Source organism: Methanomicrobium antiquum, assembly GCF_029633915.1.
In the GTDB taxonomy this organism is placed as follows: domain Archaea; phylum Halobacteriota; class Methanomicrobia; order Methanomicrobiales; family Methanomicrobiaceae; genus Methanomicrobium; species Methanomicrobium antiquum.
In genome coordinates, this window is record NZ_CP091092.1 from 1,751,262 (window position 1) to 1,773,342 (window position 22,081).

Annotated in this window: 26 protein-coding genes; 16 read left to right on the forward strand and 10 right to left on the reverse strand. The window is 37.7% G+C overall.

Annotated elements, in window-relative coordinates; genetic code table 11:
- Window positions 1-34: 34 nt before the first annotated feature.
- The 4 genes from L1994_RS08655 to L1994_RS08670 form a co-directional block, all read right to left on the reverse strand.
- Entirely contained in the window at window positions 35-706 is a 672-nt protein-coding gene (locus L1994_RS08655) for a M48 family metallopeptidase (protein WP_278099047.1), read from the reverse strand.
- A 57-nt stretch (window positions 707-763) separates the two neighbouring features.
- Window positions 764-2,008, reverse strand: coding sequence for a PAS domain-containing protein (locus L1994_RS08660; protein WP_278099048.1), 1,245 nt, complete (start codon window positions 2,006-2,008; stop codon window positions 764-766).
- A gap of 258 nt (window positions 2,009-2,266) precedes the next feature.
- The gene (gene ribB / locus L1994_RS08665) at window positions 2,267-2,941 is read right to left on the reverse strand and encodes a 3,4-dihydroxy-2-butanone-4-phosphate synthase (protein ID WP_278099049.1); all 675 of its coding nucleotides are present in this window, start codon (window positions 2,939-2,941) and stop codon (window positions 2,267-2,269) included.
- Window positions 2,938-3,606 carry a DUF120 domain-containing protein gene (locus L1994_RS08670; RefSeq protein WP_278099050.1) on the reverse strand — a complete coding sequence of 223 codons (669 nt, stop codon included), beginning with the start codon at window positions 3,604-3,606 and terminating at the stop codon, window positions 2,938-2,940. Before L1994_RS08670 ends, ribB begins: the two co-directional genes overlap by 4 nt.
- 233 nt (window positions 3,607-3,839) lie before the next feature.
- Between L1994_RS08670 and L1994_RS08675 the strand changes: the two genes are divergently transcribed.
- The 5 genes from L1994_RS08675 to L1994_RS08695 all read left to right on the forward strand — a co-directional run bounded on the left by L1994_RS08675 (window position 3,840) and on the right by L1994_RS08695 (window position 8,040).
- Window positions 3,840-4,550 carry a helix-turn-helix domain-containing protein gene (locus L1994_RS08675; protein ID WP_278099051.1) on the forward strand — a complete coding sequence of 237 codons (711 nt, stop codon included), beginning with the start codon at window positions 3,840-3,842 and terminating at the stop codon, window positions 4,548-4,550.
- Window positions 4,544-5,593, forward strand: coding sequence for a hydroxymethylglutaryl-CoA synthase (locus L1994_RS08680; protein ID WP_278099052.1), 1,050 nt, complete (start codon window positions 4,544-4,546; stop codon window positions 5,591-5,593). The genes L1994_RS08675 and L1994_RS08680 overlap by 7 nt, the downstream gene beginning before the upstream one ends.
- Window positions 5,590-6,756, forward strand: a complete 1,167-nt coding sequence (locus L1994_RS08685; RefSeq protein WP_278099053.1) for an acetyl-CoA acetyltransferase — start codon at window positions 5,590-5,592, stop codon at window positions 6,754-6,756. Before L1994_RS08680 ends, L1994_RS08685 begins: the two co-directional genes overlap by 4 nt.
- A gap of 2 nt (window positions 6,757-6,758) precedes the next feature.
- The gene (locus tag L1994_RS08690; RefSeq protein WP_278099054.1) at window positions 6,759-7,148 is read left to right on the forward strand and encodes a Zn-ribbon domain-containing OB-fold protein; all 390 of its coding nucleotides are present in this window, start codon (window positions 6,759-6,761) and stop codon (window positions 7,146-7,148) included.
- A gap of 394 nt (window positions 7,149-7,542) precedes the next feature.
- The gene (locus tag L1994_RS08695) at window positions 7,543-8,040 is read left to right on the forward strand and encodes a TspO/MBR family protein (RefSeq protein WP_278099055.1); all 498 of its coding nucleotides are present in this window, start codon (window positions 7,543-7,545) and stop codon (window positions 8,038-8,040) included.
- Between the two features lie 198 nt (window positions 8,041-8,238).
- Here the strand turns inward: L1994_RS08695 and L1994_RS08700 are convergent, their stop codons facing one another.
- Window positions 8,239-9,102, reverse strand: coding sequence for a mechanosensitive ion channel family protein (locus tag L1994_RS08700; RefSeq protein WP_278099056.1), 864 nt, complete (start codon window positions 9,100-9,102; stop codon window positions 8,239-8,241).
- Between the two features lie 227 nt (window positions 9,103-9,329).
- Between L1994_RS08700 and L1994_RS08705 the strand changes: the two genes are divergently transcribed.
- Window positions 9,330-9,890 (forward strand): hypothetical protein, encoded by a 561-nt coding sequence (locus L1994_RS08705; RefSeq protein ID WP_278099057.1) that lies wholly within the window; start codon window positions 9,330-9,332, stop codon window positions 9,888-9,890.
- A gap of 54 nt (window positions 9,891-9,944) precedes the next feature.
- Here the strand turns inward: L1994_RS08705 and L1994_RS08710 are convergent, their stop codons facing one another.
- On the reverse strand, window positions 9,945-10,859 hold the full coding sequence (locus L1994_RS08710; protein ID WP_278099058.1) for a class I SAM-dependent methyltransferase: 915 nt from the start codon (window positions 10,857-10,859) through the stop codon (window positions 9,945-9,947).
- 46 nt (window positions 10,860-10,905) lie between these two features.
- Here L1994_RS08710 and hmgA point away from each other — a divergent pair, with 46 nt between their 5' ends.
- Window positions 10,906-12,111, forward strand: coding sequence for a hydroxymethylglutaryl-CoA reductase (NADPH) (hmgA, locus tag L1994_RS08715; RefSeq protein WP_278099059.1), 1,206 nt, complete (start codon window positions 10,906-10,908; stop codon window positions 12,109-12,111).
- An 885-nt stretch (window positions 12,112-12,996) separates the two neighbouring features.
- Here the strand turns inward: hmgA and rimI are convergent.
- Window positions 12,997-13,467 (reverse strand): ribosomal protein S18-alanine N-acetyltransferase, encoded by a 471-nt coding sequence (gene rimI, locus L1994_RS08720; RefSeq protein ID WP_278099060.1) that lies wholly within the window; start codon window positions 13,465-13,467, stop codon window positions 12,997-12,999.
- A 273-nt stretch (window positions 13,468-13,740) separates the two neighbouring features.
- Between rimI and L1994_RS08725 the strand changes: the two genes are divergently transcribed.
- The 7 genes from L1994_RS08725 to L1994_RS08755 all read left to right on the forward strand — a co-directional run bounded on the left by L1994_RS08725 (window position 13,741) and on the right by L1994_RS08755 (window position 19,131).
- A complete protein-coding gene (locus L1994_RS08725; RefSeq protein WP_278099061.1) occupies window positions 13,741-15,000 on the forward strand; it encodes a DUF1015 domain-containing protein in 1,260 nt (419 codons plus the stop codon).
- Between the two features lie 216 nt (window positions 15,001-15,216).
- Window positions 15,217-15,876, forward strand: coding sequence for a hypothetical protein (locus tag L1994_RS08730; RefSeq protein ID WP_278099062.1), 660 nt, complete (start codon window positions 15,217-15,219; stop codon window positions 15,874-15,876).
- Window positions 15,873-16,958 (forward strand): DUF7287 family protein, encoded by a 1,086-nt coding sequence (locus L1994_RS08735; protein WP_278099063.1) that lies wholly within the window; start codon window positions 15,873-15,875, stop codon window positions 16,956-16,958. Before L1994_RS08730 ends, L1994_RS08735 begins: the two co-directional genes overlap by 4 nt.
- Window positions 16,952-17,503 carry a DUF7288 family protein gene (locus tag L1994_RS08740; protein WP_278099064.1) on the forward strand — a complete coding sequence of 184 codons (552 nt, stop codon included), beginning with the start codon at window positions 16,952-16,954 and terminating at the stop codon, window positions 17,501-17,503. Before L1994_RS08735 ends, L1994_RS08740 begins: the two co-directional genes overlap by 7 nt.
- Complete coding sequence (locus tag L1994_RS08745; protein WP_278099065.1) at window positions 17,491-17,886, forward strand: hypothetical protein; 396 nt, start codon at window positions 17,491-17,493, stop codon at window positions 17,884-17,886. Before L1994_RS08740 ends, L1994_RS08745 begins: the two co-directional genes overlap by 13 nt.
- A complete protein-coding gene (locus L1994_RS08750; RefSeq protein WP_278099066.1) occupies window positions 17,852-18,310 on the forward strand; it encodes a hypothetical protein in 459 nt (152 codons plus the stop codon). Before L1994_RS08745 ends, L1994_RS08750 begins: the two co-directional genes overlap by 35 nt.
- The gene (locus L1994_RS08755) at window positions 18,310-19,131 is read left to right on the forward strand and encodes a DUF7289 family protein (protein ID WP_278099067.1); all 822 of its coding nucleotides are present in this window, start codon (window positions 18,310-18,312) and stop codon (window positions 19,129-19,131) included. The genes L1994_RS08750 and L1994_RS08755 overlap by 1 nt, the downstream gene beginning before the upstream one ends.
- A gap of 135 nt (window positions 19,132-19,266) precedes the next feature.
- On the opposite strand, the gene eif1A is transcribed toward L1994_RS08755, so the two are convergent.
- Window positions 19,267-19,593 (reverse strand): translation initiation factor eIF-1A, encoded by a 327-nt coding sequence (eif1A, locus tag L1994_RS08760; protein WP_278100834.1) that lies wholly within the window; start codon window positions 19,591-19,593, stop codon window positions 19,267-19,269.
- A 298-nt stretch (window positions 19,594-19,891) separates the two neighbouring features.
- Here eif1A and L1994_RS08765 point away from each other — a divergent pair, with 298 nt between their 5' ends.
- The gene (locus tag L1994_RS08765; RefSeq protein ID WP_278099068.1) at window positions 19,892-20,284 is read left to right on the forward strand and encodes a hypothetical protein; all 393 of its coding nucleotides are present in this window, start codon (window positions 19,892-19,894) and stop codon (window positions 20,282-20,284) included.
- 158 nt (window positions 20,285-20,442) lie between these two features.
- Here the strand turns inward: L1994_RS08765 and L1994_RS08770 are convergent, their stop codons facing one another.
- Entirely contained in the window at window positions 20,443-20,697 is a 255-nt protein-coding gene (locus tag L1994_RS08770; RefSeq protein WP_278099069.1) for a DUF5320 domain-containing protein, read from the reverse strand.
- 138 nt (window positions 20,698-20,835) lie between these two features.
- Window positions 20,836-21,174 (reverse strand): DUF134 domain-containing protein, encoded by a 339-nt coding sequence (locus tag L1994_RS08775; RefSeq protein ID WP_278099070.1) that lies wholly within the window; start codon window positions 21,172-21,174, stop codon window positions 20,836-20,838.
- A gap of 210 nt (window positions 21,175-21,384) precedes the next feature.
- Here L1994_RS08775 and L1994_RS08780 point away from each other — a divergent pair, with 210 nt between their 5' ends.
- A complete protein-coding gene (locus tag L1994_RS08780) occupies window positions 21,385-22,026 on the forward strand; it encodes a trimeric intracellular cation channel family protein (RefSeq protein ID WP_278099071.1) in 642 nt (213 codons plus the stop codon).
- Window positions 22,027-22,081 lie beyond the last annotated feature (55 nt).

Genomic DNA, 22,081 nt, shown 5'->3' on the forward strand with positions numbered 1-22,081 from the left:
AATTCCGGTTTGTTACAAAAAAACTCAATATTTTTCACTCAAGAACTGCCTTCCAGATTTGATTAGTCTCAATCATTATCCAGTATTCCGAAAGCTCTTTTTTACACTCACGATATTTGGGACAGAATCGTTCAACAATCCTCCAGAAGTTTTTGGAATGATTGTGCTCTTCGATATGGGATAGTTCATGTATGATAATATAATCACGAAGATGTGGAGGAAGGGCGGCCAGTCTTAGATTAAAGTTAAGTGTTTTTTGTGACGAGCATGATGCCCACCTGGTTTTCTGTTTCCTAATCGAAAATTTACCATGTGACAATCCCATCTCTTTTGAAATAACAGACAATCTGTTTTCCAGATCATCCTTTAGTTTTTTTTGCAAAAAAGTCCTGAAAGAGCTTACAGACGTGTATGAAACAGTCATTACCTCATAATCAAAAAAACACCTGTTTAAAGAATCCTCTGATTTCAGTTTGAAATACTGTCCGCAATAAAGCATTTTATATGAGTTTTCACTATACTTGTTAAAAATATCACTTCTCTTCTCAATATGCTTTAAAATCCAGTCTTTTTTTTCTTCAAGCAAAGGATTTACATCATAACCTTCAGGTGCAACGACACGAATCAAACAGCTGGAAAGAACCGAAAGACGGATGTTTTTCACAGGTTTTCTTACAACCTCTACTTCAATGCCTTCATATTTCATGACTTTGATTAATAATATAAATTTATAACTAAAAAATAGTGGTTTAATCTGAAATTTTCAGGAAATTTCATGGGTTTTCATCATCCCAATTGGACTTTGGACATGAGGCCTTCTCTTAACTGTTATTCCATAGTGCCTGGAAAGCATCTCCCTTACCTTGTCAGATTCTATCCACCCGGCATCAAGCTTTGTTACTATTTCATCTATTTCATGTGCCTGAGATATTATTTTGTTTCCCAGATCCCCACCATGTAAATCTGCAAGACCAATTATCGCCTGAAGAGGATTTCTTACATGATCGTTTAAAATCGCAAACTGCTCCATATTCTTTTCTATCTGGAAAAATGCCTCTTTTTTAAGCTCTTCAAGGTGGAAATTCTTTGTCCTGTCCCGGAAAATTGTAACTACCTGAATAACCTCCCCATTGTCAAAAATAGGAGTTTTAATTACTTCATAATAAGTGAGTTTACCATTAATCCGGTGCTTTATTGTTGTATCAAGAGATTCTCCGGATGTGAAAACATATCTGTATTCAAGCCCGAGTCTGCCAGGAAGGAAGGGTGCTACATCACCAAGTTTTTTCCCGGTAATTTCATCATCAAAATAAATTTCAGAGACGATGTCTGCAAAGAATTGATTGTAAATTACAATCTCCATCTCTTTATTTACAACAACAACACCATCAGGAATTGAATTTATTGTGCTTCTGTATTGTACTTCAGATTCATGTATAAGACGCCTCATCTTTTCTGCAGCCGATATATTTCTGCCATAAACCAAAATAAACGAACAATCTCCAAATTTAACTCCATTTGCGGTAAGCTCAATTAGTTCATAGCATCCTTCAACCTCTAAAAAAACATTCAGTTTTGTATCATCACCCATCAAAACTATTCCGTCAGGACCTTTTATTGAAAAAATATCAGATATTTTATTTTTAAAGACATCAGAATTTTTCTTTTCAATATTTTTGATTGCAACAGGATTTGCATAAAATATTTTTCCATCAGGATATGATACTGCAAATACCATCTCAGATGATACAGAAAAAAGACAGCTCATACTCCTTGAAATTACATCGCAGTCACCATAGGGACAATATTCTGCCGGCATATCATCAGCTGAAATATTATTTCGACCTGATTCATCTGATTTTTTTGAGCCTGAATCAAAGATATATTCAGCAGAAGGAATTTCTTTGCCAGGATTATTAAGCATAAAACAAAGATCTGAAACTGCCTGTTTAATTCCTTCATCAACTGAAGGCGAACAAGTACATTCATAAAGATCCCGTTTATTCAATTTATCCCGTCCTTGTATAATTAAAAAAATTATCTTATTTTTTTAAATGACCTGAATATCTAACAGCATTCTCTATATTCATCATATGATGATTAAATAACTTTTGATTTATTCCATCATTTGCATAAATTAATGCATATCAATATGGATTGTGATTAGAGATAAAAAGATTTAAAAGAGGTATTTTTTAATATACATGAAAGTTACTTCGTAACTTACATGAAACAGTTAGCATGAAAAAAATTATCATGGACGTTTTTAGTAAACCTTGTTATTTTCCCAGTATTCCACAATCTCGGCTCCGCCTATGAATACAAGACCCTTTTTCTCTGCATATTTCATAGCATCAGCCTTGGTAAGTGCTCTTCCTGTATTGTCATCAAGCATCTCACATATAGTAATGCAGGGATTTATTCCCCCGATTTCTGCAAGTGCAATTGAAAGTTCGGTCTGACCACGCCTTTTGTCCAGAAGCTGTTCATTGGCACGGAGTGTTGCCATATGTCCGGGAGTTCTGAACTCTGATGAAAAATCAAGTGCTCCTCCATTCATTGCATGCTTAACATGCTCAGAAAGTTTGTTAGCCGTTAGTGCCCTGTCAATATCAGTGACTCCGGTAAATGTGTCACGATGATTTACCCAAAGAGAAAACGAAGAGTGATTTGACTTATCATATGGAATATCACCCTCTTTTTCTGCGACATTTGTCATCTTTAGAGCATCGCTTGCAAAAGGAAGACCCATTTTTTCAGCCGCCTTTGCATGTATGGAAGTACAGATAAGCCCGCCTGCATCCTTTCTCATCTCTCTTATGTGTGCAGGAGTTATTAAATCAGAGCGGATTGCAAAATCTGTTTCACCCTCTCTGTCTGCAAAATCATATATCAGAACAAATTCACCGTTTTTCAATGCCTCTATTGCTTTTTCTATCATGTTAGACAAACCTCAACTTTTATGCGACTTCCATCTGTAAGATTCAGCTTCTCACGAAGACGAACTTCAGAAATTACTTCTATTATATCATCAGGATAGTGTGATCTTCCGGGAACTATTATTGCGCACCTGTAGCCATTAATTCTGCATAAAAGGCATCTGGCACTTCCAAAGGTTCTGTCATCGTCAGTAAAACCATCAATATCAACCCATCCATGAAGCTCGGCCTTTTTTCTTGTCGAAACTCCTGCGGGATCAATTCTGATGTTAAGAGTCCCGGGATACGGCTCAAACCCAAGCTTTTCACGGAATTGTTTTACATATCCGGGAATGCTTACATAATAACGCCCTTCTCCAAGCCCGCTTATCACTTCACCTTCGATCCATAACACACCGGCGTTGTCTTCAAAGAGTTTTTTATAATCGACATACTCTTTTTTAAGCAGATCTTCACCGGCTCTTGTTATTGAAAAATACTGACCATCAGGTCTTACATTACGGATTATAAGATTCTCTTTCTCAAGAGCCGCCAGACGGCGTGAAACAGTCATGGCAGTCATATTAAAGGAATCAGCAACCTTTTGTGAGGAACCAAAAACTTGTCCGTTAAGACCGCCCACAAGTCCAATTTTTTTCAGAAACAGGAGATCTTCAGCACTAACCATCTTAATATCATAATTGTTATGCTTAACATATATGATTTTTGATTGTAACCCAATCTACAAATTTACCTGAATTCCTAAATACAACAATAAAAACGTTCATGAAATTATCATTTCATGCTAACTGTTTCATGTAAGTTATGAAGTAACTTTCATGTGAATTTTAAAATGTTTTTCGTGAAATGACGAATAGGTTTTCGCTAATTATATAATGTATTAAAACCTCATATACATACATGAAATCCGCACTGCGTAACCGTCTTGCCGAAAAAATGGCAGGAGAGATTACAATGTCAGAGTCTCCGGGTGATGCACTTCGGAAATGGAGAATCAATTTCAACATCACTCCGGGCGCACTGGCAGAAAAACTTGGATTTTCACCATCTGTCATCTCAGATTATGAAGGCGGCAGGAGGAAAAGTCCCGGAACTGCAGTTGTTGGAAAGATTGTCGCTACTATTCTATCTATTGATGAGGAGAACGGCGGACGCTACATGAAGAAGTACGCAAATATCCTCTACAGCGATTTTGATGATGATGTAATCTACGATATGCACGATTACGACATTGCAATTCCGCTTCAAAATCTTTGTGACGCTATTGAATGTGTCCCGGTTACAGGTTCAACAGATTACAAAATTTACGGATATACAGTAGTCAACAGTTTAAATGCCATTGTCACACTTTCAGCTGCAGAATTCAACAAAATCTACGGCTGGAGTACTGAGAGGGCACTTATTTTTACAAATGTTTCAACCGGCAAATCGCCGATGATAGCAATTCGTGTAACTCCATTCAAGCCAAGGTGTGTAATTCTTCAGGGTATTACTCCTGAAAAAATTCATCCTATTGTGCCTGAACTTGCACAAAGAGATAAAATCGCTCTTTTGACAACGGAAATGGATACAGACATGATTGTTAAAGTACTGAGGGAAGAACCATGGTAGGAATTATCACATACGGTGCATATGTCCCAAGATACCGCATCAAAACAGAAGAGATTGCGAGAGTCTGGGGTTCAAACGGCGCCGAGATTGCAAACGGACTTGGAGTTTTTGAAAAATCCGTTCCGGACCTTGATGAGGATACACTCACAATCTCGGTTAATGCGGCAAGATTTGCTCTTGCAAGAAGAGAAGTAAACCCCGATGATATCGGTGCAATATACGTTGGAAGTGAATCACATCCATATGCTGTCAAACCAACCTCGGTCACAGTTGGTGAGGCAATAGGTGCAACACCTGTTATGACTGCGGCAGACTACGAATTTGCATGCAAGGCAGGAACAGCCGGCATTCAGACATGTATGGGTCTTGTAAAAAGCGGCATGGTAAAATATGGTGTTGCAATCGGTGCAGATATTGCCCAGGGAGCACCTGGCGATGCACTTGAATACACTGCCGCCGCAGGTGGAGCCGCGTTCGTAATCGGAGATGATGACGTGATTGCAGAAATTAATGACACCTGTTCATACTCATCCGACACACCGGACTTCTGGAGACGTGAAGGACAGGCATACCCGAGACATGGAGGAAGATTCTCAGGAGAGCCTGCATACTTCAAGCACATCCAGGGAGCGGCCAATTTAATGATGGAAAAGATGGGCACAAAGCCGTCTGACTACGATTATGCAATCTTCCATCAGCCAAATGCAAAGTTCCCAAGGACAGTTGCCGCAATGCTCAAATTCACATCAGAGCAGATAAAGCCGGGTCTTGCAGTTCCATATCTTGGAAACACATACTCAGGTGCGGTTCCGGTCGGACTTTCAGCAACACTTGATATAGCAAAGCCCGGTGACAGAATCTTTGTCACCTCATATGGTTCAGGCTCAGGAAGTGATGCATTTGACATCACCGTGACTGATGCAATTGAGACCGAAATTGACAGAAAGGCGGCGCCTGGTGTTGAAGAACTTCTTTTGGACAAAGAATATCTCGACTATGCAATGTATGCCAAACACAAGGGTAAGATAGTGATGCAAAAATGAGAGAAGTAGCAGTAGTTGGAATAGGCCTTACAGAGTTTGGAGAGAAATGGGATTCCTCATTTAGAGAACTCTGTGTAGAGGCAGGTGCAAAGGCAATTGAAGATGCAGGAATGGACGGCGACCAGATACAGGAGATGTTTGTCGGAAATATGAGTGGAGGCCGTTTTGTTCTCCAGGAACACATTGGCGCACTCATTGCAGACTATTCAGGTCTTGCAACAAATCATATACCCTCAACAAGAACTGAGGCCGCATGTGCATCAGGAGGTCTTGCATTCAGGCAGGCTGTCAATACAATTGCGTCAGGCTCGCAGGATATTGTTATTGCAGCAGGTGTTGAGAAGATGACAGATGTCTCCGGTGGTGAGACAACAGATGCACTTGCAGGCGCAGCCGACAGAGAGTGGGAAGGAATGTATGGTGTAACATTCCCCGGACTTTATGCAATGATAGCTGTTGACTATATGCACAAATACGGCTTAACACGCGAACAGCTTGCACAGGTAGCTGTTAAAAACCACTACAACGGCGCAAGAAACCCGATTGCACAGTACAGAAAAGAGATTACAGTCGATGCTGTTATGAAATCAACACTTGTTGCAGATCCGCTTCGCCTTTTGGACTGCTCACCGGTAACAGACGGTGCCGCCGCAGTAATTCTCTGCTCTATGGAAAAAGCAAAGGAGTTTACTGACTGTCCAATAAAAGTCCTTGCATCAACACAGGCGACTGATACAATCTCTCTTCACGACAGACGTGATATCAGCACACTTGATGCAACCATTGCCGCGGCTGACAGGGCATTTAAGATGGCAAAGCTTGAAAGAGAAGATATTGACCTTGTTGAGGTGCATGACTGCTTTACAATTGCAGAACTCTGTGCAATAGAGGACATGGGATTCTGCAAAAAAGGAGAGGCTGGAAAATTTACAGAGGAAGGAGAGACAGCACTCGGCGGAAAACTTCCTGTGAACACAAGTGGCGGACTTAAGGCATGCGGACATCCGGTTGGTGCTACAGGAATCAAACAGGTCTGCGAGGTTGTCGCACAGCTTCGCGGAGAAGCAGGAAAGAGGCAGATTGACGGAGCAGAAATTGGTATGACACACAATGTCGGAGGTACCGGTGCAACTGTTGTCACAAATATATTCAGGAGGGCCTGAAAATGTCAGTTCCACGATTCTGGAGAAAACAGCACAGCCGCTATAATCTTATCGGTACAAAATGTGAGACATGCGGTAAATATTTCTTCCCGCCAAGAACACTTTGTCCCACATGCAGAAGAGAGGGTAAAATTGTTGAGCACAAATTCAAAGGCACAGGAAAGGTTGTCACATTTTCAATAATCCGAACGGCAAGTGAAGAATATAGTCTTCAGACACCTTTTCCAGTCGCAATTATAGAGCTTGATGAAGGAACAAGACTTACAGCACAGGTAATCTGTGATATTGATAAAATATACATTGGAATGCCTGTCAAACCTACATTCAGAAAGATTACCGCCGAAGGAGAAAGCGGCGTTATTGTCTACGGAACGAAATTTATTCCTGCCTGAAATACGTAGTGGAAAAATCAATTCAGATTTCACATGAAAAAAACGTTCATGAATAAAATTAATTCATGCGATGTTTCATGTGAAATAATTCAGGCCAATTTTTTTATATCTAAAAACTATCTAAATCAGCATATAAACAAAACAGAAAAAAACAAAATAATATACGTTCATCAGAGAAATCAATGAATATTTCAGGAAAAAATTCATGAACCAAATGGTTCATGTAAAAGTTATCATGCAAAAGTCTCATGTAAATCATACAGTGATTATTCATGTAGAAAACTTGAGAAAATTAACGATCCACTTCAAATGAAGAATTAAATATTATAAATTGAAAAAAAGAGAGTAAAATGGAATGTAAATAGTTACAAAAAAGGTTCAGGGGAGATTAGTTATGAAAATAAATGAAATTAAAAGTCCGGTAACTTTGATCGCATCTGTAATTTTATGCAACCTTGCCGGAGGTATTGGGGGACTTTTTACAAAAACCGGTCCGGATACATGGTATGCAGGACTTGTTAAACCATGGTTTTTGCCGCCTTCTATTGCATTTCCAATAGCCTGGACTATTCTTTATACTCTGATGGGTATTGTCCTTTATCTTTTGTGGACGGAGGATAAAACAACAGCCCAGGTCAAAATCGCGCTTGGATTTTTTGCAATCCAGTTTGTATTGAATATTACATGGTCATATGCCTTCTTTGGCCTTGAAAACCCGCTCTATGGTGTCATAGTAATAGTATTCCTGTGGATATTCATTTTGGAAACAATAATTACATCATTCAGGGTCAATAAAAACGCAGGGTATCTTTTAGTACCATATATTGCCTGGGTTTCATTTGCCGCAATCCTGAATACTGCAATTTTAATATTAAATCCGGTAGTGTTCTAAAAAAAATATAATATAATTTTTTCGTGCAACATTTCTTGCAACATTTTTCATGCAACAATTTGCATTAAATTCAGATTTCATAGAAAAAACGTTCATGAAAATCATGATTTGATTTCCATTTTAAATGACATAAAAAAATTGCATAAAAAATGCAAAAAAAAAAGATTTAAAAAAATATTAATTTGATTTCATAGGAAATCAAAGTTTTTTTGGCATTTCTTCTTTTTTAGTCTCTATTATATGAATATCTCTCTGCGGGAATGGAATATTGATTCCTGCTTCTCCAAGCTTTTCAAATAAAGCCTTTAAAACATCTGATTTTGCAGGGTAATAATCGTCAGTATCAACCCATACCCGAAGCTGAAGAATTACTGCAGAGTCAGCCATCTCCCTAAATCTGACAATAGGTTCAGGGTCCTTGTGAAGCTTTGGATTACTCTGTGCAACATCAAGTGCAACTTTAATTGCATCATTAATATTTGTCTCATAACCAACACCGTAATCTGCAACTATCATCTTTTTGTCCATTCTTGTGACATTTGTAATAGGACTGTTCCATACTTTGGCGTTAGGCACTAAAACTCTGGTATTGTCAAGCTTTTTAAGTTCTGTTGCCATTATACTGACATTTTTGACAACTCCCGATTCACCTGCAATTATTACCTCATCATCAAGGTCATATGCACGTGAGGCTGATATCCACACCCCTGATGCAATATTGTTTACAGTATCCTGAAGACCAAAACCCAATATTATTGAAATACCGGCGGCGATACTTATCATAAGTCCGCTGACGTCAAAACCGAGGATTCCAAGGGCTGTCATTATGATAATGAAGTATAGAAATATCTTAATAGCCCTTGTAATCTGAAGCATTGTAAGAGCCGGAATATTAAGCCCTCTCTCACCAATCTTTGTCACCTGACTTATCAGAATTTTTACAACGATATATCCGATTATTAAAACCAGAAGAGCTGTTATAATCTGTTCAAAAGACTGGTGCTGGAGGATATCCAGATATCCATTCATATTAGTAACATTAACCGCTATTTCTTCTGCCAATTAATTTTCACCTCCGTTGCATTAAAAAATCAAAGCATATATTTCAATGAAAAAGGAAAAAGACACTAAAACACACAATCACAGCCGATCCCGATTCTTTATGAAAGCTTTGATTTAACAACTCTGTAATCTTGATTTTCACTATACTTATATTGTTATGCAAAAGATCAAAAATCCAGGGTAATTCAAATAAATATTTATTAGAACAATTTAAATTTATTTACTGTATGGGATTTAATAAAAATAGAGACGCAAATATAATACAAAATAATCAGAAATCATCTCAAAAAACACATAAAAAAGAGAAATTAATAATTAAACTTGATATTACTTTTATGAAATACGTCTTTGAAATAAAAGACTCGGTCTTTGAAAAAGGCATTATTTTTGATAAAACCGGAAATTTTCTCTTTCGAATGAAGGGTAACAGAAGCAGTATTGATTTTTCCTATAACGACATCTACCGGCTTCAGGGTAAAATTTTCATGCATAATCATCCACGCGGTGGAGGATTCTCACTTCCGGATATAAAAACTGCATGTGCCCTTAATATGGCAGGAATGATTGTCGTTACAAAAAAATACATACACATATTTTTCCCGCCGCAGGAGAGGGAGACCTTTTTAATCTCTGATTACAGAGGTATTCTAAAATGCTATCAGATACGCCAGAATATTATCCCGCTTTCAAAACGCTTTCTTCCGGACGATGAAATCTGGAGAATTGTTGCCTGTGATCTTGGATTCCGGTATCTGAAGATTAAAATCAGGATAAACAAAAATCTGTGATTGATATTGGAATCATATCCGGATTCATATGAAACATGAAACGATTAATGATAACTATTCACAGCAGATGTCATATACAGCATGGTGCTGATGAGGAGAATATGACCGGACAATTCTCTCTGAAATCTTACCGGATGTGTACTTTCGAAGAATATCCAGCATCTCACCTTCTTCTGACTGGAGAGTATAGTAATGAATTGTTCCGCCCTTTTTGCAGAGCAAAAATGCGACATCCAGAAATTCAGATGATGTCATCGGCAGGTTCATTATAATTCTGTCAAAGGAATGAGATTTCAGGATTTTTCCAAGCGACAGTGCATCTGCAAGCATAGGAATTATGTTTTTTTTCCGGTTTAGAGCAATATTTTCCCGCATCAGACAAACTGCTCCGGGATTTATGTCGCCGGCATATATTACAGACGCTTTATCAGAGAGAATTATTGGAAACGGACCAACACCTGCAAACATATCAAGAACCCGTTCTTTCTCTTTCATAAGCCCGACAATTCTTTGACGTTCGTTTGCAAGCCTGGCAGAAAAGTAAGCAACAGATAAATCAATTACAAACCGGTTATTGTACTCAACATAATTTGTCTTTGTGGTATTTTTTCCAGCAAGAACTTTAAAGTCCTTTGTTCGATATTCACCGGATACCGGCGTTTCAGGATAAATAACAGTGTGAATTACAGGACGGGAATTAAGCAGATAATAAGCTTCTGATGGATTATCCTCCTGCATCACTGCAATTCCGCCAATTAATTCATGGCGTGCAGGCTCTCTTTTTTCAGTTCTTTTTTCAAAGAAAAATTCTCCATCTGATTTATCTTCGTTTTTAACCGGAAACACCAAAAAATCCCCTTCTGAATGGGGTTTTAGCCTGCTGTCAAAAAGACCTGAATTTATCAGCCTCCGGCGGGTTGCCTCACCTTCTGATTTGATTACCTTAATTCCCCACTGCTTTTCAGACATTCAACCGCCATAATATTGTATCTTATAGAACAAATAACTAAACACCATGGAAGATTATATCGGAAAGCTAAAGGACGGCACAATCAAAATTCACGCCCTTGAAAACGAAATGCCGGTTGAAGAGGCAGTTTCTGTAAGAAGAGCGTTTATAGAAGAAGAGACAGGATGCAAATTTGAGAAGGTTTCAGGATTTACTATTGATATTGAGCGTGCGGCACGAAAAAACTGTGAGAATATGATTGGTACTGTCCAGATACCTCTTGGGATTGCCGGAAAACTGAAAGTTAACGGAGAATATGCAGATAGTGAGTATTATATTCCGCTTGCAACTACAGAAGGGGCACTAATTGCATCAATAAACAGGGGTTGCAAGGCAATAACAAAAGCAGGCGGCGCTGATGTCAGAATCCAGCGTGACGGAATGACAAGAGCCCCTGTTTTTTCTGCAAGAGATGTGATTCATGCAGGCAATATCATAAAATGGATTGATGCAAACACAGAAACCTTAAAAGAGATCGCACAATCCACAACATCGCATGGAAAACTCACAGGAATTACCTGTTTTTTGACAGGAACAAATGTATATGTAAGAATTGAATTTTTCACCGGAGATGCAATGGGAATGAATATGGTGACAATTGCATCAGAGAAGATTTCAGAGAAAATTTGTGAGGAGACAGGCGCTGTTTTAGTTGCTCTTTCCGGGAATATGTGCACTGATAAAAAACCGGCGGCAATTAACCTTATTCTTGGAAGGGGAAAGACAGTCTCGGCAGGTGTTTTTCTCTCAGACGACATGATAAAAGAGGTCTTTAAAACCGATGCGAAGACATTAATGGAGGTTAACAACCGTAAAAATCTTGTGGGATCTGCCCGTGCAGGAGCACTTGGTTTCAATGCACACGCGGCAAATGTCATTGCGGCAATTTTCCTTGCATGCGGTCAGGATCCGGCCCATGTTGTTGAAGGTTCAAATACAATAACAACCGTTGATCAGATGGAAAAGGGTGTTTATGTATCAGTCACCCTTCCGTCTTTACAGGTAGGAACAGTCGGCGGAGGAACAGGCCTTGATACCCAGAGAGAATGTTTGTCACTTCTTGGATGTTCGGGCGGAGGTGAGGTTTCCGGGAACAATTCAAGAAAACTGGCTGAAATAATAGCATCAGCCGTTTTGGCAGGAGAACTTTCTTTAATAGGAGCACTCGGTGCAGGACACCTTGCAAGAGCTCATAAAACGCTTGGCAGGTAATTACATCAAAAATTTCTTCCAACTCTTCCAAAAACACTAAAAAATATGCAAAATTAATCTGGTTTTTTCTATGTCAGGTTAATTTTTCTTTAATTTTTATCTAATCTTTTGTTAAATTTTTTTATTGAAAATATAGAATTTTTTTATCCATCTTTGTTTTTTCATAGCTTTTTTAACTTGCAATTTTACATACACAAATTCAAAAAGTATATATTTAATAATACATAATATTAAAATTGTATTACTGGGCGAGTCAAAAACAAAATCGCACAGATAATGCATGTTTGTATAACCAGAAAACAGAACACCAGAGATTAAAAGTCCGATTGTCCGGAATAATCACCAAATCCGATTACCTAAAAATAAGCACATGATACTAATCTTTCACACAAATTTTTCATAAAGGATGTTCATGAGACAGATGTTTCATGAAACTTCTCCAATCTGTCACATTTTAGACCGGCAGTTAAAGTTAAACAGGAGTGAATTTCTAAAAAACGTTAATGAAACTAAGGTTTCATGCAACAGTTTCATGTAAATCACAAAGTGATTTTCATGGTAAATAGATAAATCAAACAGGAGTAATCTGCAATTACCGGCGGATAAAAGATTAAAAAAGATTTCTGAAACTGTAAAAAAAGAATAAATCCAGAAGAAGACCAGTAAAATATTTTGGATTCGGATGAAATTTTCCACGAAACTGTTTTCCGGATTTTTTTCCCTTTTTCCTAAATTTTTCTAATATCTCAATTATCTGTTCATCTAATTTTCTTTTCCAATCATTTTATTCTGATTATTGATTCTTGTTACTTTTATTCAGATTATTACTATATTTATAATCAATATTATCATCATTATTATTATTATTATTATTATTATTATTGTTCAGTCATCCTGCTCAAACCACTTCATCATCAAAATTGCATCTTCACCGTCTTTGTAGTAATTTCCTATGACAAATACCTGTGAATAATTTCTGTTTAAATAAAAGTTCTGGGCATCAATATTAGACACCCTTACTTCAAGCGAAACACCATCAACACCCATTACAAGGCACTCATATTCAATTCTCTGAAGTAATTTTGCACCAATACCGCTGTTTCTGCATTCAGGAATTACTGCAAGATTCATGATATGACCGTAAACACAACTGCCTGTATCCTCAATTCCGGCGGTGACAAAACCTACAATATGCCCGTTTTTTTCTGCAACAAAAAATGTACCCGGATAATAAAAAAGTGCATCAACAAAACCGGATTCACCCCATGGATCTTTAAAGACCTGGTTTTCAATTACTGCAATCTCACAGACATCCGCTTTTTTAGCACGCCTTATTACAATATCCCCGTCTATCATCTGACCCCTGAAAATAATACTAAAATATCTGTCTTTTTTTTAGTTGAATATATCGGAAAATACCTGAATTTTTTAAAAAAAATTAAGAAACTAATTTTAATGCAACAGGTTTTATGAAAATCAGATATGATATTCATAGAACCAAAAAGAACATTTACAAAAGTACACCTGAACTTTCATTATCATTGGATCTGAAATTTTGTTTTCGGATACTCATATTATATTCAAGGACAAATAATTACAGCAATCATTCATAAAAGAAGGCATAATACTATGGTAAAAATCTTCAGTTTTCCGGCAATTAGGCCAGAGGCAGACAAAGCAGGCGATACTGCATCAGTCCCATACGATGTTGTAAGCACAGAAGAAGCACGAGAATGCATAGAAAAAAATCCTTTGAGCTTCATGAAAGTTATACGTTCAGAGGCAACAATGCCCGGCGTTTCACCAAAAGATCCAATTGTCTATGAAACAGCCAGGAAAAATTTAGAGAACATGATACAATCCGGGCAGTTAATAAAAGATGATGAGCCCGGAATTTATGTTTACAGAGTAAAAAACGGCGAAAATATCTATACAGGATTTGTTGCAAACGTCTCTGTAAAAGACTATGAGGAAAACAAAATAAAACGCCACGAACTAACCCGATATGACAAAGAAGAGGACAGAACAACCCACATAGATACAACAAATGCAAACACAGGTCTTGTCGTTTTACTCTACCGCGACCATGACGGAATTTTTCATTATGTTGAATCCTTAATTCAGGAGAACTCTCCTGATGGAGTTTCAAAAACAGATACAGGCGTAGTTCATGAAATTTTCAGGATTTCTGATGAAAAGGTAATCGCAAAAATCATATCAATGTTTGACAAAGTCGATGCCTTATACATCGCAGACGGTCATCACCGCGCAAAATCATCAGTCAATGTCGCACAAAAAAGGCGCGGGGAAAAAAGAAGCACTGACGAGTCAGAAAGATTCATGGCTGTAATCTTCGCAGAAAACAGGGTTAAAATTCACGGATACTCCCGCCTCGTAACAGATATCGGAGAGTATTCACAGGAAGCATTCTTAGAAGCACTTTCCAAAACCTATACAATAAAACCATATGGTGAAATTGACGAGACAGTATTTCGTATTCCGCCTTTAAAAGAGCCAAAAGAGCCGGTGCATGTATTCCACATGTACATGGGCAAAAAATGGTATGAGCTTTCAGCGCCGGTAAAAAATCCAGAAGATGTAATAGCATCTCTTGATGTATCTGTTCTTCAAAAGACCGTTATGGAGGATTTGCTTGGAATAAATGACCCCAGAGGGGATGAGCGTCTTCAGTATCTCGGAGGCTCAAGACCTCTTTCAGACTTAAAAATCCGCGTTGACAGCGGTTCGTTTGCAGTCGCTTTTTCCATGCAACCGGTAAAGGTCGAAACTGTCTTAAAGATTGCAGATATCGGAGAAATTATGCCTCCTAAATCAACATGGTTTGAGCCTAAAGTCCTCTCAGGACTTACAATTCATACTCTGGACTAAACCGGAAATAAAAACCTGCAAAAAATAATCTCTATTTTTTTAATCAATGTTTGAATAAAATTCTTTAAAATGTCTCTTTAAGAGATATTTTTTACTTTCATTTCAAATTAGCAACAGTTATAATTAATTCATCAGATATTATTCAAATATTAACTCCTGATTCCAAAATATCCACTGATTCCAAAGTTGATATACTGCAGTTTTACGGAAAGTGATTTGAAAGTGAATAACCCGATTAAAAAAATTCCTCTGAAAAAAATATTCATCATCTCTGCTCTTATCTTAGTCTTTTGCCTTACAGGAGCATGTGTTGAAGAAAATGGCGCAGGAATGCAATTAAATGGCCAGTCAAAAGAAAACTTATTAGGCGATGCTGGATTTAAAAGCAGTTCCTCCGCGCAGGAAGACAGTGTTTCTTTTGAAGATACATACGATTACTTTAAGCTCTCTGCAGACACTGAAAAAAACCAAAGTCAGGATACCATATATTATCTGAATAACGGAAATTTACCTGTCAGAGTTTTTCAGATAAAGGGAATTGGAATAAATAGTGAAGGAAAAGCCGACACCTGGATCTATGGAATCAGGTACGGGAATAATGAATCACTGATTTATCAGGAGAAAAGCTGGTGGAGAGAGGCAAACTGGCCCGGATTTTTACCTGACGAAGAGATATATTTTGAAAGACTAATTACGCCTTCAGAGATAATCGCAAAAAACAAGGAAAAAATACAGCCTCTTTTTGAAAAGTCTGAGACAAACACAGTTACAATCGTTCTGAGAAATGGCAGATATTATATTACACCTGAAAATTCGGAGGATATAAGAGGAGTTGTATTTGGTTCATATTCAGGAGAAGTGATTGAAAATCCATGAAAACAGACGACTCAGCAATACTCTCAGTCGATTTTCTCGCAGGATTTACGATATTTCTGGTTGCCCTTATATTTGTCATAAATATGATGCCGGGTCTCTTAATCGGCGTTCACAGTTCAGGTGTTGACTATAATGCCGTTGCATACAGAACATCGGTCATTTTGGCAGAAGATCCAGGCTCGCCTGTAAGTCCTTCATGGGAACTTTTTGATGAAGCACACAAAGATGAAATCCAAAGGCTTGGCCTCTCTGTATCATCAGATACGCCAAACATACTCTCTACAGAAAAAATAAGAAAATTTTTCAATATTTTTGATTCCAGACAAACTGATGATTTCAAATTTTCAATGCAGGATTACAGGGACATGGCAATTTTTGGCGATATCCCATATTCTTTTAACATCTCATTAAAAGAAGTTTCAAAACCTGCCCTTTATACTGGAGAACCTGTCCCAAAAAGCGAATATGGATATATGAAACGACTGGTAAAAGTCAAGCACTACAGCAGTGCTGATTTATCAGGCGGTGATTTAAACAAAACCGGGGTAAATCTGCCCTCTGTTGAACAACCACATAATTATGACTGTGGAATTTCATTTACAATGAAATACAGTGAACTCTTTGACAAAACCATATCACCGGCATACAGAATCGATCCAAAAAACGAACCCTTAATGTTTAAAATTACTGACTTCAGTCAAAGTCTCAACTCTACAGATGTGAAATATGTAACTCTTGATAAAGTCAGATTCGTAAAAGACGGCGTTGAAATCTCTATGCCATACGAAACAATTGACAATAAAACTTATTTTTTCACAATCGATGGCGTGCAGTACAATATGACACCTTCTCCGCCGGTTGACATGAGTGATAAATCAGAGATCGAATTTGAGCTTATGCCAACTCTTATGTTTTCATCAGAAATTACATCAACGCTTGCACTTCAGTTCAATTTTTCATATGAATTTGAGACAAACTCCAGCAATTATCCTATTGAGGGAGAAATTCTCTACAGCTACAATTCTCCGCATATAACAGATCCTTACCTTACCGACGCTGTAATGGAGGTCTGTATATGGTAATAAAAAAGCTTTCAGACTCAGGACAGCTTTTTACAATCGAAGGTCTGACTGCGGCAATAATTATGCTTGTATCGGCATACATAGTTCTTGGTTCAGGGATGATTCTTACTCCCGGAGATGTCCATATCTCAGACATGCAGTTAAAACAGCTTGGAAATGATGCCCTTTTGATGATGGATACAAAAGACACATATAACGGCGTAGTTCCCCTTGCATCAATTATTCAAAACGCAAGTCCCGGCATGGGTTCTGTTAAAAATCAGCAGGCCGAATCAGAGTTTAAAACACAGTTTGAAAATTATCTTTCCATGAATACAGGATCAGCTTTTTTGGTTGATTCATTAAAATTCAACTCAACAATCTATTATATGGACGGTGATTCTCTGACACAAATACCTTTTGCGGAAAGTGAGAATGAATACGGTGAAAAGGAAGGAGACAATCCGGGAAGGAGTCCTGCAATTCGCTGTGGGAGATATGTTGGTACAGAATGGATGAGCAGTGATACGATTGTAAGACTAGAGGTTTTGATATGGAGAGATTAAACGATGACGCCCAGTGGATTGTTCTTATGGGATTTATAATAAGCACCGGGATTTTTTTCCTTGCAATTATTCTAAACCAGTCTGTACTTGTCGGGCAGACCACATCAGAAGGAGTTCTTGAATTTCCAAAATCAGAGATTATGGATATAAGATCTGAAATAATAGATATTGCGGCATCATCCGATCCGCAATTCCTAAAAGAAAGAAAGCAAAAAACAATCTCTGTTCTTGCTATGGAACGTGAAAATGCGGTTTTAAGTTCTTCAATCCCGCAAAATACGACATTTAGAGATGGTTTTTATAACTACACCAGAATTGAAATTCATTACAATAACGGGGTGACATCATATGACGAAGAATACCTTCTCGCTGAAAAGAACTAATGATGAGGCTGTAAGCACAATAATTGAATATATAAACATAACAGCAGTTCTTCTGGTAATGCTTGTAATTGTGATGATTGTCACAAACGCTGTCTTAATTGAAGGGCCGGCAGACACTCTCAAATACCATTCTTTTGTGGATATTGGAAACGGAGTCAGCGCAAGGATTGTAGATATTTATGTTATTGCACCACAGACCGGCTCAATTACAACAGAGTTTGATTTGCCGGATGATGTTGCAGAAAAGGAGTATATGATTAAAATGGATCCATATCTGACAGGTGCATCGCAGACAATTATTGTATCTGACGGAAACATTAAAAGCAGAATCGCAATCGGAGGGATAGGTGCTACAAGAGGAGTCACAGGAAATACATCCGGGTCCGGCATCAACCGGATTACTTATAATTCCGGAGGTGTATGATGAAAAAATACAAAAGTCTTTCAGATAACGAAGAGTCAGGAGTTTCAGAGGCGATTGGATTTATTATTATGTTTTCAATTGTTCTGACAGGAATTGCAATGGTTACACTTTATGCATATCCGGTTCTTTTACAATCGCAGATAAATTCTGATGAGAGGACGATGGAGCAGACCATGATCTCTTTGCAGAATGAAATGAAGCTCTTAACATACAGCAATGTTCCATACAGGGATATCGCAGTAAGAGTTGCAGGCGGAACTTTGGATGCTAAAGACTCCACAAAATCAACAGATGAATTCATATTGAGTTATCCTAATGCAGGTTTGAGCGCAACTGAAAGCAAATCGCTAAAACCCGGCGAAATCCGTTTCACATCAAAAGAAGGGACAGCAGTATACACAATTGAAAACGGAGCATTATTATCGCGTGAAAAATTTCAGCCAGGTTCTTCAATGATTGCCAGACCCAGATGGTATTTTGATGATTCTACACAAACTCTGGTCATTCTCTTAACAAAAATATCTGCAGACAAAGATTATTATCTCTCAAACATAGGCAATATTCAGATGAGCATGCTTAATGCGCCACAAACTGTTGATATAAACTATGTAGCACTAGGTCATCCTACCCAGGATGTAACACTTACATATACGCCGGACACGGATAATGATCTAAGCACTGCATGGAAAAATTACCTCACGGGAGATTCTTTTTCAGGAAACAGAAAATTTGAAAAGACTGCTACTGTCAACGAATACAAATTTTCCGGTGTTTCAAGGATTGTGATAAAAGAGTACACAATAAAAATTGAAGATCTCTGAAGTTTTTAAAGAACTTCTTTTAAAATTCAGTTTTAAATCCTTTTTTTCAATTCAGTGTTTCTATTCAGTATTACAATAAAAGTCAGTTATACAGTCAATTCAATTTTTCTAATAAAAAATAGAGTATGGTAAATATCAGAGATAATTGTTTTTCCTAAGCCACTCAACCTGAGGCTTAGTGTACCTGTAAATGATATCACACTTTTCGTCCTGGAAATCCCACGGAACAACAATTAAAATGTCGCCTTCGCGAATCCAGACACGCTTTTTGATTTTCCCTTTAATACGTCCTACACGGGTTATGCCGTCAATGCACCTTACCCGGATGTGGTTTGCACCAAGCATTAAATCTGCGGTTGCAAACTGTTCATGATTTCTCTTATTAGGAAGACGCACACGTACAATTACGTCCTCACCATTACCGGGTCCGGTTTTTTTCTTATAATCTGCCAGATATTCCAACTCCAATTGTATACATATTAGTGTTAATGAAATATATCAATTCTTATTGAGATATATTTATTTTCGTCATAATTTTTATTTTTCGATTTAATTATTAGTTTTTTCAATTCCTTTATCATGAAAGTCTAAAATCCAGGAAGAGTTCTCAGGATTTGTTATTATATTTTTGTGTATGATGCCAGACGGCATCATGTGAATTTCATGTGAAAATTTTTAAAAACAGACAAATTATACTGATACCTGACTTTGCCAGTGCAAAATAATAAGTGTGTTCTTAGTTAAGTTTGAATCGACAAAAATGCAGACAAAACTAAGAACCTATGAAATTGTGCCGAATGAAAATATATCCTTTCCTATTGGTACCATATCAGCAGTTGATAGATTATACAACATCCTGAATTTCTCTGATATTATTGGAAAACATAAGCGCAATGGAATTGACATCAATAAATTAGTCAAAGCACTTGTTAGCTACAAGCTGAGTGAGAACTTCAGTATTAAAAAAGCTCATGAATGGATTAACAGGGACGAAGTTCTTGAAATATTAGATCTGGAATCATTTAGTGAAAGAACCCTTTACAGAGTACTTGAAGCAATTGGCGATAACAGGTTGAATCAAAAAAAATTAATTGAATTCAAAAAATTTAATTTGAGTTCTTTTGCACTAAACAGGGCTTTTCAGGGTTTTTGAAAGCCTTATAGCAAAAACAAGGTGCTTCTGCCAGTGCTTATATAAACACCTTTTTCAAAGGGTTATTTTCAAAGGGTTTTGAGGAGGTTTCTAGAATTTGCATTGAAACGGCGCATAATATTATGTTTCATGAAATTATCTGGTTCATGAAATATATTTTACCATCTGCGGGGATTTCCTCTGCCTCTTCTTCCGCCACCGAATCCACGGCCACATCCGCGCGGAACTCCGCCACGGCCGAGGCCATAGATTACCTCACCTGGAGGATTGTTCTCAATTCCCGGTGCTACAGCACCCTCTTCTGTTCCGGTTGCTGTATCAGTCTTGTTCAGATTTTCATTTGCACACGGACCAAACTTTCGTCCGGTCATTCTTCCAAGGCCCTGCGGGCCTGTACGATCATATCCTGGCATTTTTATCATCTCCGGCAGGCAAAAAATAATTAGAATACGGATTTTTTTTATCCATTATTCATTGACCTGCCCTCATACAATATTGCGCATATGAGTAATATTAAACTATTGAAAAAGGCAAAAAAATCTGATTTTACTTCAGGCCTCTTTTTCGTCATCATCGGTAGAAATATAAATTATTTTACCATTTACAAGCGCATCTGCTATTTTTTTTCGTGCACTATGAAGATCTCTCCAAAGAGTTCTTCTTGAAACTCCCATTATTTCTGCGGCAGACTCCTGGTCATTGTCTAAAAGATCAACAAGCCTTACTGCCTCCATCTCTTCCTGCAAAAGATATACTGGATCTATATCAGATACCCCGCTGCATGGGGCAAAACTTCTCATTTCAAATGAAAAACCGCCCTGTCTTTTCATACGCGGCCTTCCTCTTCCCCTTCGGCATCTGCCTGCCCCGTGCATTTCATCATCAGTCATTCGATCACTCTTATCTTAAATTTCTTTAATTCTGAAATTTTTCTTCATTTATTGATATTGCCTTCATCTAAATAATTTATCGGAGAGTGCAATAAAAATATTCAATAATCTCAATATACTATCCGGCTTTTAATCCTGCATTCATTTATTGCGTTTATTTTATGCTGTTAAAAAACTGATTCATATCTAAAGAATTTTTAGCTGAATCCCATGATAGAAACCACCTTTCCGCCCGACTACTTCATCGGTATAATAGGAATTGCCGTTTTTGCAATCACAGGAGTCCTTGCAGGTGCAAAAAGAGGAATGGATCTCTTTGGAATTGTAGTAATTGCTCTTGTAACAGCTCTTGGTGGCGGAACTTTGCGTGACATAATCCTTGATGCACCGGTATTCTGGCTGGAGAATTTACATATCCTCTGGATTGCAGTCATAGCCGCAATTGCAGCTTTTTTCCTCGAGGATTACTTCTGGAAAACATACAAACCTCTTCTGCACCTTGATGCACTGGGAGTTGCACTCTTTAACGTCCAGGCGATTGACAAGACACTTGCTCTTGGATTTAGTCCGGCAATAGCAATCATTATGGGAATAATCACAGGAATATTCGGGGGTATTATGCGTGATATTTTAACCGACAGGCCAAACCTTGTCTTAAAGCAGGAGCTTTATGCAACCCCTATTCTTGCGGGCGGAATACTCTATGTCCTTATGCTTTATTTGTTCCCTGATGCAGGGGTTTTTAATACCATATCTGCAATTGCAGTTGTATTAATCATCAGAGTTGCGGCTATCAGATGGAATCTTACATACCCTAAATGGCTTTTGTTTGCCGGAAAAGAAAGTCAGTGAGAATATACGGGCATTTTGGATCAAATCTACTTTATAACTTACATGAAAGGTTGTA

What these genes read in the sequence shown, in the direction of transcription:
- L1994_RS08655 (WP_278099047.1), bottom strand. Translation starts at nt 706, where the DNA reads ATGAAATATGAAGGCATTGAAGTAGAGGTTGTAAGAAAACCTGTGAAA.
- L1994_RS08695 (WP_278099055.1), top strand. Translation starts at nt 7,543, where the DNA reads ATGAAAATAAATGAAATTAAAAGTCCGGTAACTTTGATCGCATCTGTA.
- L1994_RS08735 (WP_278099063.1), top strand. Translation starts at nt 15,873, where the DNA reads ATGAAAACAGACGACTCAGCAATACTCTCAGTCGATTTTCTCGCAGGA.
- hmgA (WP_278099059.1), top strand. Translation starts at nt 10,906, where the DNA reads ATGGAAGATTATATCGGAAAGCTAAAGGACGGCACAATCAAAATTCAC.
- L1994_RS08755 (WP_278099067.1), top strand. Translation starts at nt 18,310, where the DNA reads ATGAAAAAATACAAAAGTCTTTCAGATAACGAAGAGTCAGGAGTTTCA.
- L1994_RS08740 (WP_278099064.1), top strand. Translation starts at nt 16,952, where the DNA reads ATGGTAATAAAAAAGCTTTCAGACTCAGGACAGCTTTTTACAATCGAA.
- L1994_RS08670 (WP_278099050.1), bottom strand. Translation starts at nt 3,606, where the DNA reads ATGGTTAGTGCTGAAGATCTCCTGTTTCTGAAAAAAATTGGACTTGTG.
- L1994_RS08745 (WP_278099065.1), top strand. Translation starts at nt 17,491, where the DNA reads ATGGAGAGATTAAACGATGACGCCCAGTGGATTGTTCTTATGGGATTT.
- L1994_RS08675 (WP_278099051.1), top strand. Translation starts at nt 3,840, where the DNA reads ATGAAATCCGCACTGCGTAACCGTCTTGCCGAAAAAATGGCAGGAGAG.
- L1994_RS08780 (WP_278099071.1), top strand. Translation starts at nt 21,385, where the DNA reads ATGATAGAAACCACCTTTCCGCCCGACTACTTCATCGGTATAATAGGA.
- L1994_RS08680 (WP_278099052.1), top strand. Translation starts at nt 4,544, where the DNA reads ATGGTAGGAATTATCACATACGGTGCATATGTCCCAAGATACCGCATC.
- L1994_RS08710 (WP_278099058.1), bottom strand. Translation starts at nt 10,859, where the DNA reads ATGTCTGAAAAGCAGTGGGGAATTAAGGTAATCAAATCAGAAGGTGAG.
- L1994_RS08770 (WP_278099069.1), bottom strand. Translation starts at nt 20,697, where the DNA reads ATGCCAGGATATGATCGTACAGGCCCGCAGGGCCTTGGAAGAATGACC.
- L1994_RS08775 (WP_278099070.1), bottom strand. Translation starts at nt 21,174, where the DNA reads ATGACTGATGATGAAATGCACGGGGCAGGCAGATGCCGAAGGGGAAGA.
- L1994_RS08685 (WP_278099053.1), top strand. Translation starts at nt 5,590, where the DNA reads ATGAGAGAAGTAGCAGTAGTTGGAATAGGCCTTACAGAGTTTGGAGAG.
- L1994_RS08705 (WP_278099057.1), top strand. Translation starts at nt 9,330, where the DNA reads ATGGGATTTAATAAAAATAGAGACGCAAATATAATACAAAATAATCAG.
- L1994_RS08750 (WP_278099066.1), top strand. Translation starts at nt 17,852, where the DNA reads ATGACGAAGAATACCTTCTCGCTGAAAAGAACTAATGATGAGGCTGTA.
- L1994_RS08765 (WP_278099068.1), top strand. Translation starts at nt 19,892, where the DNA reads ATGCAGACAAAACTAAGAACCTATGAAATTGTGCCGAATGAAAATATA.
- ribB (WP_278099049.1), bottom strand. Translation starts at nt 2,941, where the DNA reads ATGATAGAAAAAGCAATAGAGGCATTGAAAAACGGTGAATTTGTTCTG.
- rimI (WP_278099060.1), bottom strand. Translation starts at nt 13,467, where the DNA reads ATGATAGACGGGGATATTGTAATAAGGCGTGCTAAAAAAGCGGATGTC.
- L1994_RS08690 (WP_278099054.1), top strand. Translation starts at nt 6,759, where the DNA reads ATGTCAGTTCCACGATTCTGGAGAAAACAGCACAGCCGCTATAATCTT.
- L1994_RS08725 (WP_278099061.1), top strand. Translation starts at nt 13,741, where the DNA reads ATGGTAAAAATCTTCAGTTTTCCGGCAATTAGGCCAGAGGCAGACAAA.